The organism is Nocardia sp. NPDC051833 (genome assembly GCF_040681225.1).
GTDB lineage: Bacteria > Actinomycetota > Actinomycetes > Mycobacteriales > Mycobacteriaceae > Nocardia.
In genome coordinates this window covers 324,738-339,460 of the sequence record NZ_JBFAYK010000004.1, presented here as the reverse complement: position 1 = coordinate 339,460, position 14,723 = coordinate 324,738, and the positions used below count along the sequence as shown (strand labels likewise).

The window sequence follows — 14,723 nt, the reverse complement described above, 5'->3', positions numbered from 1 at the left end:
CTACTTGCCCTTGGGCTTGTCCGACGCCGCGTCCGAGGACAGCGCGGCCACGAAGGCCTCCTGCGGCACGTCGACCCGGCCGATGGTCTTCATGCGCTTCTTGCCCTCCTTCTGCTTCTCGAGCAGCTTGCGCTTACGGCTGATGTCGCCGCCGTAGCACTTGGCGAGCACGTCCTTGCGGATCGCCCTGATGTTCTCGCGCGCGATGATCTTCGAGCCGATCGCGGCCTGGATCGGCACCTCGAACTGCTGACGCGGGATGAGTTCGCGCAGCTTGGTGGTCATCTTGTTGCCGTAGGCCTGGGCGGCGTCCTTGTGCACGATGGCACTGAACGCGTCGACCGCCTCGCCCTGGAGCAGGATGTCGACCTTCACCAGCGCGGACGACTGCTCGCCCGCCTCTTCGTAATCGAGCGACGCGTACCCGCGGGTGCGCGACTTGAGCGAGTCGAAGAAGTCGAAGATGATCTCGGCCATCGGCAGCGTGTAGCGCATCTCCACGCGCGTCTCCGACAGGTAGTCCATGCCGAGCAGCTCGCCGCGGCGGCTCTGGCACAGCTCCATGATGGTGCCGACGAACTCGCTCGGCGCGATGACGGTGCACTTGGTCACCGGCTCGAAGGTCTGGCGCACCTTGCCCTCGGGCCAGTACGAGGGGTTGGTGACGATGTGCTCGGTGCCGTCTTCCATGACGACCCGGTAGATCACGTTGGGCGCGGTGGAGATCAGGTCGAGGCCGAACTCGCGCTGCAGCCGCTCGCGGGTGATCTCCATGTGCAGCAGGCCGAGGAAGCCGCAGCGGAAGCCGAAGCCCAGCGCCACCGAGGTCTCCGGCACGTAGGTCAGCGCCGCGTCGTTGAGCTGCAGCTTGTCCAGCGCGTCGCGCAGATCCGGGTAGTCGGAGCCGTCGACCGGGTACAGGCCCGAGTAGACCATCGGGCGCGGTTCCTGGTAGCCCGCGAGCGCCGAGGTGGCACCGTCGCGCGCGGAGGTGACGGTGTCACCGACCTTGGACTGGCGCACGTCCTTCACGCCGGTGATCAGGTATCCCACCTCGCCGACGCCGAGGCCCTGGGTGGGCTTCGGTTCGGGCGAGACGATGCCGATCTCGAGCAGCTCGTGCTGCGCGCCGGTGGACATCATCTTGATCTTCTGACGCGGGGTCAGCTTGCCGTCGACCACGCGCACGTAGGTGACCACGCCGCGGTAGGTGTCGTAGACCGAGTCGAAGATCAGCGCGCGGGCCGGGGCGTCGGCGTCGCCGACCGGCGGCGGGACCTCGGCGATCACCTTGTTCAGCAGCGCGTCGACGCCGACGCCGGTCTTGCCCGACACCCGCAGCACGTCGTCGGGCTCACAGCCGACGATGTGCGCGATCTCGGCGGCGTAGCGGTCCGGGTCGGCGGCGGGCAGGTCGATCTTGTTGAGCACCGGGATGATCACCAGATCGCGTTCCATCGCCAGGTACAGGTTCGCCAGCGTCTGCGCCTCGATCCCCTGTGCCGCGTCGACCAGCAGGATCGCGCCCTCACAGGCCTCGAGCGCGCGCGACACCTCGTAGGTGAAGTCGACGTGGCCCGGGGTGTCGATCATGTGCAGGACGAAGTCCTCGCCGTCGACATTCCACGGCAGCCGGACGTTCTGCGCCTTGATCGTGATGCCGCGCTCGCGCTCGATGTCCATCCGGTCCAGGTACTGAGCGCGCATGGCCCGCTCTTCGACCACACCGGTCAGCTGCAGCATCCGATCGGCCAGGGTCGACTTGCCGTGGTCGATGTGCGCGATGATGCAGAAGTTCCGGATCCGGGACGGATCGGTGAACGTCGTATCGGCAAAACTGGAAGCCACTCCACTCCTCGAGGGGTATCGGCGAACTGCGTCTATCGTCCCATGCGACGAATCGCCCCCTTGTCACCGGTGCGCTTCAAGCGCGAGCGACCGTTATATTTCAGGGATGGCCAGCAGTTGGAACACTCTCGGTAAGCAACTCGGCGTCATCGCCAAGGAGCAGGGACCGAAGATCGTGCGCAAGCAGGGTCCACGGCTGCTCGAGAAGCTGGTGGGGGCACTGGCGGCCAAGCCGGAGCCCGCGGTCGCGGTGCGCCCGACCGCGTCGACGCCGGTGCCCACCGCGCACCGCGCCCGGCAGATCGTCTACTGCCCGCAGCTCGACGGGCGCGCCGACCCGGGCGAGATCGTGTGGACCTGGGTGCCCTACGAGGAGGACCCCACCAACGGCAAGGACCGGCCGGTGCTGGTCGTCGGGCGCGATCGCAAGACCCTGCTCGGGCTGATGCTGTCGTCCAAAGCCGAACGCGCGCACGACCGCAACTGGGTCGGCATCGGCTCCGGCCCGTGGGACCACGACGGGCGACCCAGCTGGGTGCGGCTGGACCGGGTGCTCGACGTGCCCGAGGACGGCATCCGGCGCGAGGGCGCGATCGTCGAGCGCAAGACCTTCGACCTGGTCGCGCACCGGCTCGTCGCCGAGTACAGCTGGAGCTGACCGACCTAGGTCAGCACGTCCCTGGACCGGCCGAAGATCAGGCCGTACACCAGCGCGCCCAGCGCGCCACCGGCCAGCGGGAACAGCACGAACACCCACACCTGTGCCATCGCACCGTCCTGATACGGCGCCACGCCCAGGCTGCGGGCCGGATTCACCGAGGTGTTGTCGATCGGCAGCGAGACCAGGTAGATCACCGTCAGCGTGACACCGATCGACAGGCCGGCCAGCGGCACATCGGAGATCTGGTCCGTCGAGGCCAGCACCACGAACACCAGCAGCGCGGTCAGCATCACCTCGATGATGATGGTCGCGGCCAGGCCGTACCCGTTCTGGACGACGACCTCACCCAGCGGCCCGCGGATCGCCGACGGACTGTGCGCGCCCCAGCCGTTGGCGCCGAGCCCGTCGACCGCGCGGTCGTAGGACGGCAGGTTCTTGGCCAGCGCGAACAGCACGAGCCCGGCCAGGAAGGCACCGACGAGCTGCGCGATCACATAGCCCGCCGCGCCGACCGCCGAGATCCGGCCGAGCAGCAGCTGACCGAGGGTGACCGCCGGATTGACGTGGCAGCCCGAGATCGGCCCGATCGCGTAGACGAGGAACATCAGCGTCAGACCGAACGCGAAGGCCACCCCGAGCGACCCGACCCGGTCACCCGCCAGCACCAGCGTGCCGACGCCACAGATCACCAGGATGAAAGTGCCGAGCCCTTCGGCGGCCCATTTCTTCGGCTCGGGTACGACCTCGGACTCGACGAGTTCCTGTGCAGTGGGCATCGGCCACCACCTCTCCGGGAGGATTCATCCCCGCGGCGAGCGGGGTCCGCACGAGCGAGGTGGACATTACGCCAGGCGGGTGACCTCCACAACGACCTCGAGGTCGGTCGAGCCGCCGCCGGAGAAAACACCTTTCAGCGGTGGCACATCCGCGTAGTCGCGGCCGACGCCGACCGAGACGTGTTGCTCGTTGACGGCCAGATTGTTGGTCGGGTCGTAGCCCCACCACTGCCCCGTCCAGGCCTCCACCCAGGCATGCGACTGGCCCGCCACGGTCTCACCGATCTCGGCGCTCGGCTTCGGATGCAGATACCCGGAGACGTAGCGGCTGGGAATTCCCATGCTGCGCAACAACACCAGGGTCAGGTGCGCGTAGTCCTGGCACACCCCGCGCCGCTCGGCGAACGCCTGCAACGCCGAGGTGTGCACCGAGGTCGTGCCCGCGATGTAGTCCATCTCCTTGTGCACCCACTCGGCCGCGCGCACCACCGCCTTGGCCGGCTCCTCGCCCCGGGACAGCTGCCTGGCCACCGTCGCCAGCTTGCGATCGCGCGGCACATAGGCGGTGGGACTGAGCATTTCGTCGAACCGGTCGACGATCCGGCCGCCGCGCAGGTCGTCCCAGCTCAGCTCCTCGGTCGGCTCCGCGAACGGCTCGGTCTCCACCACCGAGGACCCGGTCACCTCGAGTTCGGTGTGCGGCGCGTGTAGGTCGAAGGCGGTGACCGCGGTGCCCCAGTAGTCGGTGTAGCGATACGACCTGGTGGCGGGCACGGTCTCGACGCGATTGAGGATCACGTTCTGCCTGCTGTCGGCGCGCGGCGTCAGCCTGGCCTCGTTGAACGACCGCGTCACGGGCGCGTCGTAGACATATCCGGTGGTGTGCACCACCCTGATCCGCCAGCTCACAATTCTCCTTCCACCTGCACGCGGCCGTCGGAACTGCTGCGCACATCGGTCCACGCCACCCAGGGGGCGGCGTGGAAGTACTGGCGTGACACGGCCTCGCTGACCTCCCGGCACGACTTCTGCAGCGCGAGCAGCCTGCTCTGCAAGTCCTCCAGCAGCACACCGGGCGGCAGGAATTCGAGCTCGCTGCGCGCGCGGCCCAGCACCCGCTGGGCCTCGTGCCGCGCGCCGACGCGGCTGCCCGGCCGCTGGTCGAGCTCGGTCAGGCAGGCCTCGGCGACGCGCAGCGTGTGGAACACCGAACGCGGGAAGAGCCGGTCGATCAGGATGAACTCCGCGACCCTGGCGGCGTCGAGCGCGCCGCGGTGGGTGCGCAGGTAGGTGTCGTGGGCGCCCGCCGAGCGCAGCACCGTCACCCAGGCGGGCGAGGACGTGCGGTCGCCCGCGCGCGAGAGCAGCAGGCGCACCATCATGTCCACGCGTTCGATGGAGCGGCCCAGCAGCAGGAACCGGTAGCCGTCGTCGCGCGAGAGGGTCGAGTCGGTCAGCCCGGTGAACATCGCCGCGCGGTCCTTGATGTAGGAGAAGAACTCGTGCGGGCCGAGGCCACGCGCCGCCTTCTCCGCCGTCGCCAGCCCGTTGTAGGTGGCGTTGAGGCACTCCCACATCTCGCTGGAGGTGACTTCTCGTGCGCCACGGGCGTTCTCGCGGGCCTTGCCGATGGAGTCGCTGATCGATACACCGTGGTCGTGGCTGAACGCGACGAGGTCGGTCACCGACCACACGTCCAGGTGCAGTCCCTCCGGCGGTTCGATCCCCAGCACCTTGAGCAGCACCCGGGAAGTGCGGTCGGCGTCGACGGTGGCGTCCTCGAGCAGCTGGTGCACGGCGACGTCGAGAATGCGCGCGGTGTCGTCGGCGCGCTCGACGTATCGGCCGATCCAGTAGAGGGATTCGGCGTTGCGAGCAAGCATGTGTGTCAGTCCCCGATCAGCCGCTGCGTCTGTTGTTGTTGCTGCTGTTGCTGATTGGCCTGCGGCGCGCTGAGCTCGCGGCCGATCTCGAACGAATCGGCCTGCGGCGGATCGCTCACCAGTTCCGGACCGGCCAGTTCCCGGTCGACCGGACCGGAGCGCCCGGCCAGCACCCAGGTGTCCTTGCTGCCGCCGCCCTGGCTGGAGTTCACCACCAGCGAGCCCTCCGGCAGCGCGACCCGGGTCAGCCCGCCGGGCAGCACCCAGATGTCCTCGCCGTCGTTGACCGCGAACGGACGCAGGTCGACGTGCCGGGGCGCGAGATCGTTGCCGATCTTGGTCGGCACCGTCGACAGCTGCACCACCGGCTGGGCGATCCAGCCACGCGGATCGGCCTTGACCTTGCGCCGGATCGCCTCCAGCTCGCGCGGTGTCGCGTCCGGCCCGATGACGATCCCGTAGCCGCCGGACCCCTCGACCGGCTTCACCACGAGTTCGCCCACCCGGTCGAGCACCTGCTCGCGTTCGTCGTCGAGCCAGCAGCGGAAGGTGTCGACATTGGGCAGGATCGGCTTCTCGCCGAGGTAGTACTCGATGATCGTCGGCACGTAGGTGTAGATGAGTTTGTCGTCGCCGACGCCGTTGCCGACCGCGCTGGAGATCACCACATTGCCCGCGCGGGCCGCGTTGAGGACGCCCGCGACGCCGAGCACCGAGTCCGGGCGGAAGTGCATGGGGTCGAGGAAGGTGTCGTCGATGCGCCGGTAGATGACGTCGACCTGGCGCTCGCCCGCCGTGGTGCGCATGTAGACGACATTGTCGCGGCAGAACAGATCGCGCCCCTCGACCAGCTCGACGCCCATCTGCCTGGCCAGCAGCGAATGCTCGAAGTAGGCGGAGTTGTGCACACCCGGGGTGAGCACGACCACGGTCGGGTCGGCCTCGTTGGGCGCCGCGGAGGCCCGCAGCGCCCGGAGTAGGTGGGCGGGATAGTCGCCGACCGCCCGCACCCGGTGCGAGGAGAACAGGTCGGGGAAGACCCGGGCCATGGTGCGCCGGTTCTCCATCACATAGGAGACGCCCGACGGCGAGCGCAGGTTGTCCTCGAGCACCCGGAAGTCGCCGCGTTCGTCGCGCACCAGGTCGATGCCGGAGACGTGGATGCGCACCCCGTTGGGCGGCACCAGCCCGGCGGCCTCGCGGTGGAAGTGCTCGCACGAGGTCACCAGCCGCTTGGGGATCACCTGATCGCGCAGGATGTTCTGCTCGCCGTAGACGTCGGCCAGGAACAGCTCCAGCGCGGTGACCCGCTGCTTGATGCCGCGTTCGAGCTTGGCCCATTCCGCGGCCGCGATCACCCGCGGCACCAGATCCAGCGGGAACGGGCGTTCCTGGCCCGACAGGGAGAAGGTGATGCCCTGGTCGATGAACGCCCGGTCCAGCGCGTCGGAGCGTTTGGCCAGGTCGTCGACGTCGTTGGCGGCCATCGCGGCGTGGATACCCTTGTACGGCGCCCGGACTCGTCCCGCCGCGTCGAACATCTCGTCGAAGGCGTCGGCGAAGCGGCCGGGGCCGTACCCCTCGAACAAACCGGCGTGCGTGTTCACCGGATGCCCGTTCGTTCTCACCAACGCCGGTGATGCAGATCGAGCCGTACTCGGCGCTGTGGTGGAGGTCATGAGAAAAACTGTGCATCACCCGGCAGCGGGGTCGTGTGAGACACAGGTAAATTTCTTGCATCACCTGAAACGGGTGAAAATCGGCGGGGCCCGTGGCGGGCGTTCGGAGCCCGATTTCGCCGGGCGGTGCCGAGCTGGTAACCTCGATCTTCGGCGCGGTGTTACCCGTAGTTCAGCACCATCTGCTGCATCGTGGGCGCGCGCCCGACGAGCTTTCGAGACATACCACCCAGCGACAGGAAACCAGAGGATACAGGCGTGGCCAACATCAAGTCCCAGATGAAGCGGATCCGTACCAACGAGGCGGCGCGCAAGCGCAACCAGTCGGTCAAGTCCGCGCTGCGCACCGCGATCCGCAACTTCCGCGAAGCTGCCGCGACCGGTGACAAGGAAAAGGCTGCCGAGCAGCTGCAGTTCGCGAGCCGCAAGCTCGACAAGGCCGCGTCCAAGGGCGTCATCCACGCCAACCAGGCGGCCAACAAGAAGTCCGCGCTCGCGCTGGCTCTGAACAAGATCTGATCGGAGCGGGGGCTCCCCGCTCAGCAATACTTCGCAAGACGCAGCCGCCGTGGCCTCGATGACCACGGCGGCTTTTGTCGTCGGCTACCATTCCGCGCATGCTGACGGTGTACGCGAATCAGACGGTGGTACGAGGCGACGACCTGGCCGAGGTGATCCGCGCCGCGGAGATCCTGGGGCTCGGTCTCAAGATCGAGAACGTGATGGTCCCGGACGAGGACGGCGGCTTCGCGGCCGCGTGGATCGTCACCAGGGAGGACGAGGTCCCGCTGTACGAGGAGTGGGACGGTCGCTACGAGGATCTCGAGGACGACGAGGAACTCGCCGTCGTCGGCGACTGATCAGTTCACACAGGGGATCTGCCCCGAGGTGATGTCGCTGCGGACCGGTGTGCCCGCGTCGGGGGTCTCCGACACCGAGGTGGTCGTGCTGGTCCGCCAGGCGCCCGTCGTCGTCTCGTACGGCCACGCGGCGGGCGGTTCGGTCCGCGCCGTGGTGCGCCGGGTGGTCGTGGTGGCGGGGACCGGCATCCCGAACGCGGCCGCGATCTCGCGGCGGATCGCCGAGCGGTCCACGATGTTCACGTCCTGCCCGTTGATCACGTCGTAGCGCAGGATCGGCAGGGTCCGGAATTCGACCTGCGGGTCCTTCGCGGAGCCGAGCGTGCGCACGAATTCGGTCATGTTCCAGCCGTCCGACAGGACGATATTGCGGTGCGCCACCTCCATCAGCGCCGACAGTTTGCCGGGGTCGGTCAGGGTGCCCGCGCTGCGCAGCTGCCTGGCCACCGAGGTGAGGAACGCCTGCTGCCGGTGGGTGCGGTCCAGATCGCCGTTCTCCAGTCCGTGCCGCTGCCGCACGAAGGCCAACGCCTGGGCCGGGTCGAGATGCTGGCGGCCCGCCGGGAAGTCCGCGCCGGAGAACTCGAGGTCCTGCACCGGATGGTTCAGGCACACCTCCACCCCGCCCAGCGTGGCCGCCAGATCGTAGAAGCCGGCGAGGGTGATCTCGGCGAACCGGTCGATCGGCACCCCGGTCAGATCGCGGACCGCCCGGACGATCGAGGCGCGCCCCGCCTCCCGGCCCGCCTGCTCGAGCTTGCGCTGATCGGTGACCCCGCGCGCGATCAGCTGATCCTGCACCGCGGCCTTCTTGAGCCCGTACGCCTCCTTGATCTTGGCGTGGGTGTAGCCGGGAATACCACTGACCGGCACGTAGTCGTCGCGCGGAATCGAGACCGCGACGATCTTGTCCATCGCGGCCGGAATATGCACCAGGATCAGCGTATTGGCGTTGTAGCCGCCCTCGTCGCCGTCTCCCGCGTGCAACTGGTCCAGGATTTCCGGCGGCAGCTCGTTCCCGTTCTGATCGCGGCGGGTATCGAGCCCGATCAGCAGGATGTTCAGATCCCCACCGAGCGAATGGGGCGCGTCGTCCTCGATGGCGTGCGAGCGCAGGAACCCGGCGTCGAAACTGCCCGCCGTCGACCACCCGTACGCGGTGACGGCGACCACCAGCGCCGACATCCCGGCGGCGAAACCCTTCCCGAATGCCCTGGCCAACCGGCCCGCCGAGGCACGAGCGCGGCCCCTGCTCCCGTGCTCCCCGGTCCGGCTGACGGTCGGGTCGTCCATGTCATGATCAACTGTGCCAGCCGCACGACCGCACCGACATCGCGATTCGGTCCCGATTCCAGCGTGTCCCGGCGTGTCCGCTCAGCGAGTGGACCGGGGCGGTGTGGCCCTCAGCCCGCGGCGCGGAGATCGAGGATGCGGGAGAGGGCGTGTTCCACGGCGTAGGTGGCGTCGGCGGCGCCACCCTTCACGTCGGCGTTGAGGGTGGCGACCACGTGGAGCGCTGTGCCGATGGTGGCCGGGGTCCAGCCACGGGCCTGGGCCTGGGCCTTCTTGACCTTCCAGGGCGGCATGCCGAGCTGCTGGGCGAGTTTGAACGGGTCACCCCGGCCCGCGGAACCGACGCGGGCGATGGTGTGCACGGAGTCGGCGAGCGCGTCCGCGAGCAGGACGTGCGGGACACCCCGGTCGGTGGCCCAGCGCAGGGCCTCCATCGCGGCCGGGCGGTCGCCCGCGACGGCGAGATCGGCCACGTCGAAGCCGCTGACCTCGGCACGGCCCGAGTAGTAGCGGCGGACCGCGTTCACGTCGACCTTGCCGCCGGTGTCGGCGACCAGCTGCGAACACGCGGCGGCCAGTTCCCGCAGTTCCGAGCCGACGGACTCGATCAGCACCTGCACCACGTCGGGCGCCACCCGGACGCCGAGGGCCCGGAACTCCGCCCGCACGAACTCCGCCCGCTCGGTGGCCTTGGTGAGCTTGGCGCACTCGTGCACCACCGCGCCCTGCTTCTGCAGGGCGGGAGCCAGTGCCTTGGCCCGGCCACCGCCCGAATGCAGCACCATCAGCACGACACCCGCCGGCGGGTCGGCGGCCGCGTCGGTGATCACCGCCACCGCGTCCTTGCCCGCCTCCGCGGCCGATTCGAGCACGATCACCCGGTCCTCGGCGAACAGCGACGGGCTCAGCAGCTCGGCCAGTTCGGCGGTACTCGCGTCACCGGCGCGCAGCCGGTCGACGGGCACCGAGTCCGGGTCCGGCGCGCAGGCCCGCACCTGGCCGGTCACCTGCGCCACCGCGCGTTCGACCAGCAGCTCCTCGTCACCGAGAACCAGATGTACCGCGGCAGGGCGTTCGCTCACCAGGCGATCCTACGTTCGGGCACCGACAGCGAACCGGCCGCGGTCCTTCGTCGGTGCGCCGCTCTCCACGGGCCGGCGGTGGGCGAGCCCGACCCGGCCTGCCGGCACCGAAACCCCGGTGCCCGCGGTGTCGTCGACCGGCGCCCGAGGCCATGTCACCGCGGATGCCTCGTGGACCGTGGCGGTCGGTGCGGGTACGAGCCCGTCGTCGGGACGTGGCGATTCTCGGGTCCGCGGCGGTACCCGACACGATGACGTCGCCGTGACGGTCGGTGCGGGCGACCACCACGGCGAGCGTGTCCAGCGCGGCGATGACCGTGGCATGCGGGTGACCGAAGGAGTTGTCCGTCCCGGCACTGATCAAGGCCAGGCGCGGGTGGACCGCGCGCAGGAATTCCGGTGTGGTGGTGCGGGACCCGTGATGGGGAACTTTGAGGATGTCGGCCCGGATGTCGTGGTCGCGCGACACCCGCGACTGCGCGGTGGCTTCGATATCGCCGGTGAAGAGGATCGTGCCGACAGCGGTACGCGCCCTCAGCACCAGAGAGCGATCGTTGGCGTCGTCCAGATCCAGTGACGAAGGGGCTTCCTGACCCGGTGCCAACACCGTCAATTCGACTGTCCCGAACGTGAGTACATGTCCCCTGTGCAGTTCCATCAGCGGGATCCGCGCGGACTCCGCGAGCTCGACGACTCGCTCGATGCCACCCGACTCGGTGCTGTGGGCAGGCGAATGTCGCTGCGCCACAATGCCCTGTTCAGCGGTGAGAGGCGGTGTAGTCGAGTGTTCGCCGTTCGGGTGAAGGCCGTCGGTGACGGGGCTCCCGTCGTTGGTGGAGGAGCCGTCACGGGTGGACGGCTCGTCGCTGGTGGACGGCCCGTCACCACCAGACGGCCCGTCATCAGCGGTCGGCCCGTCATCAGCGGTCGGCCCGTCATCAGCGGTCGGCCCGTCATCAGCGGTCGGCCCATCACCGGAGGATGGCCCATCATCGCCGGAGCGCCCGCCACCGACGGAGGGCCCAGCACCATTGGACCGCCCGCCACCGACGGAGGGCCCGCCACCGGAGGACCGCCCGCTCCCGATGTCAGGCCCAGCACCGACGGAGGAGCCGCCACCGACGGAGGAGCCGCCACCGACGGACCCCCCATCACCGCCGGACGACCCGCTCCCGATGGAGGGCCCAGCACCAACGGACCGCCTGCCACCGGCGGAAGATCCACTGGTGGAGGAGCCATCACTGGTGAGGTGCCCGTGGCTGGTCGGGTGGAGTTCGCCTGGTGCGGTGGCTATCGCGGCGATGGTGCGGCCGCGGAGCACGCCGGCCAGACCGTCGATGTGGTCGGCGTGGGGATGGGTGAGGATCAGGAGTGGGACCTGGGTGATGTGCAGGCGGTCCAGGCAGCGGCGGATCGGGCGGGGGTCCGGTCCGGTATCGATCACGATCGCGGCGCCGGGCGCGACGGAGAGGGCGAGGCCGTCGCCTTGGCCTACATCGCACATCGCCAGCACCCAGCCCGCGGGCGGCCACCCTGGCTGCCAGAGGCGCACTGGGACAAGCACTACCGCGATGCCCAGGGTGCCGACGGCGAGCAGTCGGCGGGCCTTCGACCACCGCAGGGCGGCCACCAGGACGACAACGATCGCCGCCGCGACCAGTCCCCCGCTCATACCGGACGGCACCGAGACCGTGGCACCGGGGACCGCGGCGACCCGGTCGGCCACCGTGAGCAGCCACCACATCGGCGGGCGCGCGCACCACAGCACCCACACCGCGACATCACCCCACAGGCAGGCGAGGCCCGCGCCGACCGCACCGATCACGGTGATCACCCCGACCACCGGCGCGACCAACGCGTTCGCGACGATGGCGACCACGCTCACCCGCCCGGACAGCGCCACCATGAGCGGAAGGGTGACGGCGAACGCACCCGCCGACACCGCGACAATCTCCGCGGGTGCGCGCCACCACCCCCGCGCTCGCAACCAGTCCACCCAGGACGGCGCGAGCAGGATCAGACCGGCGGTGGCGAGCACCGACAGCGCGAACCCCGCGCTCACCGCCAACTGCGGTGCCACACCGAGCAATCCGATCACCGCGGCACCCAGCGCGGGCAACGCCTGCTTGCGCCGCCCGGTGAGCAACGCGAGCACCGTCACCGAACCCATGGCAGCCGCCCGCAGCACGCTCGGATCAGGCCGCGCGAGGACGACGAACATCACCACCGTCACCGCAGCGGCCGCGGCACTCGTCCGCGGACCCACGGTCAGCAATCTCGTCAATGCGAGCAGCGCGGTGAGCAGGATCGTGAAGTTCGCACCGCTGACCACACAAAGGTGTTGCAGACCTGCGATCTCGAAGGCATCCCTCACCTCCTCGGACAGCCCGGCGGTGTCGCCGACGACGAGCGCCGGTAGCAGTCCCGCCGCATCAGGTGGCAACGCCCGCGCCGAAGCCGCCGCCAGATCCGCCCGCACGCCCGCTGCCATCCGCTGCCACCATGGCGGTATCCCGACACGCTCCGCCGCGCCGACGGGGTGCAACGCGGCCACCGTCAAGTCCGACCGATTCGGTTCGGCGACCTTCGCCCGAAACCGAACGACCTGACCGGGAGACAAATCCGCCCATCCCTCCCCCGGCGCGAGAATCACCAGCGCCCCACCGCCCCTGACGGTCGTCGACCCGACCGAACCGTCAGCACGGACCAATTGCGCATTCGCCGCCAGCCCACTCGCCGCCAGCGCACTCGCCGCCGGTGCCCTCGCCACCGGCCCACTCACCGCCGGTGTCCTCGCCACCGGCCCGCTCACCGCTGATGCACTCACCACCGGTCTGCTCCCCGCTGGCGCACTCGCCGCCGGTCTGCTCACTGCCGGTCTGCTCATTGCCAGTCTGCTCACTGCCGGCCCGCTCGCCGCCGGTCCGTTCACCGCCGGCCCGTTCACCGCCGGCCCGCTCACCGCCGGCCCGCTGGCGAGCGGACCGCTCGTGCTTCGGCCGAACTCACGCAGCTCGGCGTGGACGATCCACCGCCTTTGTCCGCCGAATCCGCCCGCCCGCATCGGTTTCGGGTCGTCGGTGACCACGGCCAGCACCGTCACTGTCCGCCCGAACGACTCCCGCAGCGGGTGAGCCTGCACGTGGTGCGCGCGCCAGGCTCCCGCCGCGCCGAATCCGGCCGTCACCACCATCGTCGCCAACCCGGCGACCGCGACTACCCTCCAGCGCTCACGGTCGTGCGCGATCGCCCACAGCAGCACCACCCACGAGCCGAGCGCGACCACCACCGCACCGACGGCCAGCACGAGCCCCGCGAACCATCCGAGCGACACCGCCACGATCGTCGCGCCCCAGCAGCCCAGTGCCGCCGGGACCAGGCGCATGTCCAGCACCTGGCGTTCGGCCTCCTCCGCTACCTCGTCCTGGGCCGCGGCACTCATTCCGAATCCGGGTTCGACATCGGCGCGTCACGACACACCGGACTCCGCCCGAGCACCGACGACACCCCGAAGCACCCGAATTCCATACTGCTGTAGGAGTGTTCGACGCAATCCGCGAAACAGGTGGAGGACGCGCTCGCAGGCATCGGCTCCGCCTCCGGCGTCGAAACGTCCGCGCCGGTGCCCGCCGGGTCGATCGGCTCGGTCACGTCGTCACCAGGTCGCGGAGGCGGGCCAGGCGGGCTGGGCCGATGCCGTCGACTTCGCCGAGTTGGGCGACGTCGGTGAATCGGCCGTTGGTGGTGCGCCAGGCGAGGATTGCTTTGGCGGTGACCGGGCCGACGCCGGGGAGGGCATCGAGTTCGGCTTCCGTCGCGGTGTTCAGGTTGATGCGCGCCTTCGCGTTCGGGGTACTGGTGTTCGGGGACGGCGCGCTCGTGGCGTTCGGCCCCGAGGCGGGGGCGCGGTCGGCGGCGCCGATCATGACGCTCCCGAGACGTGGCGGTCCCGTTTGGGGGCCGGTCGTGCCGACGACGACCTGGTCTCCGTCGGTGAGGCGCTGGGCCAGGTTCAGCCCCGCGAGGTCGGCGCCGTCGGTGGCACCGCCCGCACGCTCGATGGCGTCGGCGACGCGCGCGCCTCCCGGCAGATGGTGCAGCCCCGGCCGTTCGACCAGACCCACCACGCTGACAACGACTTCCGCGGTCGGGCTCGGCACGGCGCCGGCCACCGCGGCCAGGCCCGCGCTCGGTTCCGAGTGGGTGCCCGAGGTCTCCGCGCGGACGACGGGGACCGGCGGCAACGACTGCGACGTCGGCTGATCGCGGAGAACCAGCGCACCGGTGCAGACGACGGCCGCCACCCCCACCAGGCCGAGAACCAGCGCACCGCGGCGGCCGGGGTCGACCCGCGCCCGGCGGAACCGGTCCGGAACGAGGCGGCGCAGTCTCCGGGAGTCGGCACCCTCGTCGAGCCACCCCGGCGACCGCACCTCCCCGGTCGAGGGGAGTTCCTCCGCGTCCCACCGACCTTCGGTGCTGCGGCGTGGACGGGCCGGGTCCGGCTCCCCGCGCAGCGAGCCGGACCCGGGTTTGTCGCGCAACGCCAACCCACCCAGCCGTTGCCGTACCCGCTCGTGTTCGTCGTGTCGTGACATGCCGGCGACGCTACGAGGCGGCGACCGCGGGAACCCGGCGCCG

12 protein-coding genes are annotated in these 14,723 nt (G+C 69.9%); 3 read left to right on the top strand and 9 right to left on the bottom strand.

The genetic code is table 11. The features are described 5' to 3' along the window. The gene (lepA, locus tag AB0L91_RS29970) at nt 1–1,848 is read right to left on the bottom strand and encodes a translation elongation factor 4 (protein WP_357348020.1); all 1,848 of its coding nucleotides are present in this window, start codon (nt 1,846–1,848) and stop codon (nt 1–3) included. Between the two features lie 106 nt (nt 1,849–1,954). Here lepA and AB0L91_RS29965 point away from each other — a divergent pair, with 106 nt between their 5' ends. Further along, entirely contained in the window at nt 1,955–2,506 is a 552-nt protein-coding gene (locus AB0L91_RS29965) for a type II toxin-antitoxin system PemK/MazF family toxin (protein ID WP_355278621.1), read from the top strand. A gap of 5 nt (nt 2,507–2,511) precedes the next feature. Here AB0L91_RS29965 and AB0L91_RS29960 read toward each other — a convergent pair whose 3' ends face one another. The 4 genes from AB0L91_RS29960 to AB0L91_RS29945 all read right to left on the bottom strand — a co-directional run bounded on the left by AB0L91_RS29960 (nt 2,512) and on the right by AB0L91_RS29945 (nt 6,709). Continuing rightward, a complete protein-coding gene (locus tag AB0L91_RS29960; protein ID WP_355278618.1) occupies nt 2,512–3,285 on the bottom strand; it encodes an aquaporin in 774 nt (257 codons plus the stop codon). A gap of 66 nt (nt 3,286–3,351) precedes the next feature. Next, nucleotides 3,352–4,194 carry a transglutaminase family protein gene (locus tag AB0L91_RS29955; protein ID WP_355278616.1) on the bottom strand — a complete coding sequence of 281 codons (843 nt, stop codon included), beginning with the start codon at nt 4,192–4,194 and terminating at the stop codon, nt 3,352–3,354. Beyond that, nucleotides 4,191–5,168 (bottom strand): alpha-E domain-containing protein, encoded by a 978-nt coding sequence (locus AB0L91_RS29950; RefSeq protein WP_355278613.1) that lies wholly within the window; start codon nt 5,166–5,168, stop codon nt 4,191–4,193. Before AB0L91_RS29950 ends, AB0L91_RS29955 begins: the two co-directional genes overlap by 4 nt. Nucleotides 5,169–5,173: 5 nt before the next feature. Beyond that, complete coding sequence (locus AB0L91_RS29945; protein ID WP_355279251.1) at nt 5,174–6,709, bottom strand: circularly permuted type 2 ATP-grasp protein; 1,536 nt, start codon at nt 6,707–6,709, stop codon at nt 5,174–5,176. 396 nt (nt 6,710–7,105) lie between these two features. On the opposite strand from AB0L91_RS29945, the gene rpsT reads away from it, so the two are divergent. Next, nucleotides 7,106–7,366, top strand: a complete 261-nt coding sequence (gene rpsT / locus AB0L91_RS29940; RefSeq protein ID WP_355278610.1) for a 30S ribosomal protein S20 — start codon at nt 7,106–7,108, stop codon at nt 7,364–7,366. Between the two features lie 98 nt (nt 7,367–7,464). After that, nucleotides 7,465–7,707, top strand: a complete 243-nt coding sequence (locus tag AB0L91_RS29935) for a hypothetical protein (protein WP_355278607.1) — start codon at nt 7,465–7,467, stop codon at nt 7,705–7,707. On the opposite strand, the gene AB0L91_RS29930 is transcribed toward AB0L91_RS29935, so the two are convergent. The 4 genes from AB0L91_RS29930 to AB0L91_RS29915 all read right to left on the bottom strand — a co-directional run bounded on the left by AB0L91_RS29930 (nt 7,708) and on the right by AB0L91_RS29915 (nt 14,680). Then, complete coding sequence (locus tag AB0L91_RS29930) at nt 7,708–9,000, bottom strand: LCP family protein (RefSeq protein ID WP_365015748.1); 1,293 nt, start codon at nt 8,998–9,000, stop codon at nt 7,708–7,710. A 110-nt stretch (nt 9,001–9,110) separates the two neighbouring features. Continuing rightward, nucleotides 9,111–10,082: a DNA polymerase III subunit delta gene (holA, locus tag AB0L91_RS29925; RefSeq protein ID WP_357348025.1), complete on the bottom strand. Its 972-nt coding sequence runs from the start codon at nt 10,080–10,082 to the stop codon at nt 9,111–9,113. Further along, the gene (locus tag AB0L91_RS29920; protein ID WP_365015746.1) at nt 10,042–13,524 is read right to left on the bottom strand and encodes a ComEC/Rec2 family competence protein; all 3,483 of its coding nucleotides are present in this window, start codon (nt 13,522–13,524) and stop codon (nt 10,042–10,044) included. The genes holA and AB0L91_RS29920 overlap by 41 nt, the downstream gene beginning before the upstream one ends. Before the next feature lie 205 nt (nt 13,525–13,729). Further along, the gene (locus tag AB0L91_RS29915) at nt 13,730–14,680 is read right to left on the bottom strand and encodes a ComEA family DNA-binding protein (RefSeq protein ID WP_365015745.1); all 951 of its coding nucleotides are present in this window, start codon (nt 14,678–14,680) and stop codon (nt 13,730–13,732) included. Nucleotides 14,681–14,723 lie beyond the last annotated feature (43 nt).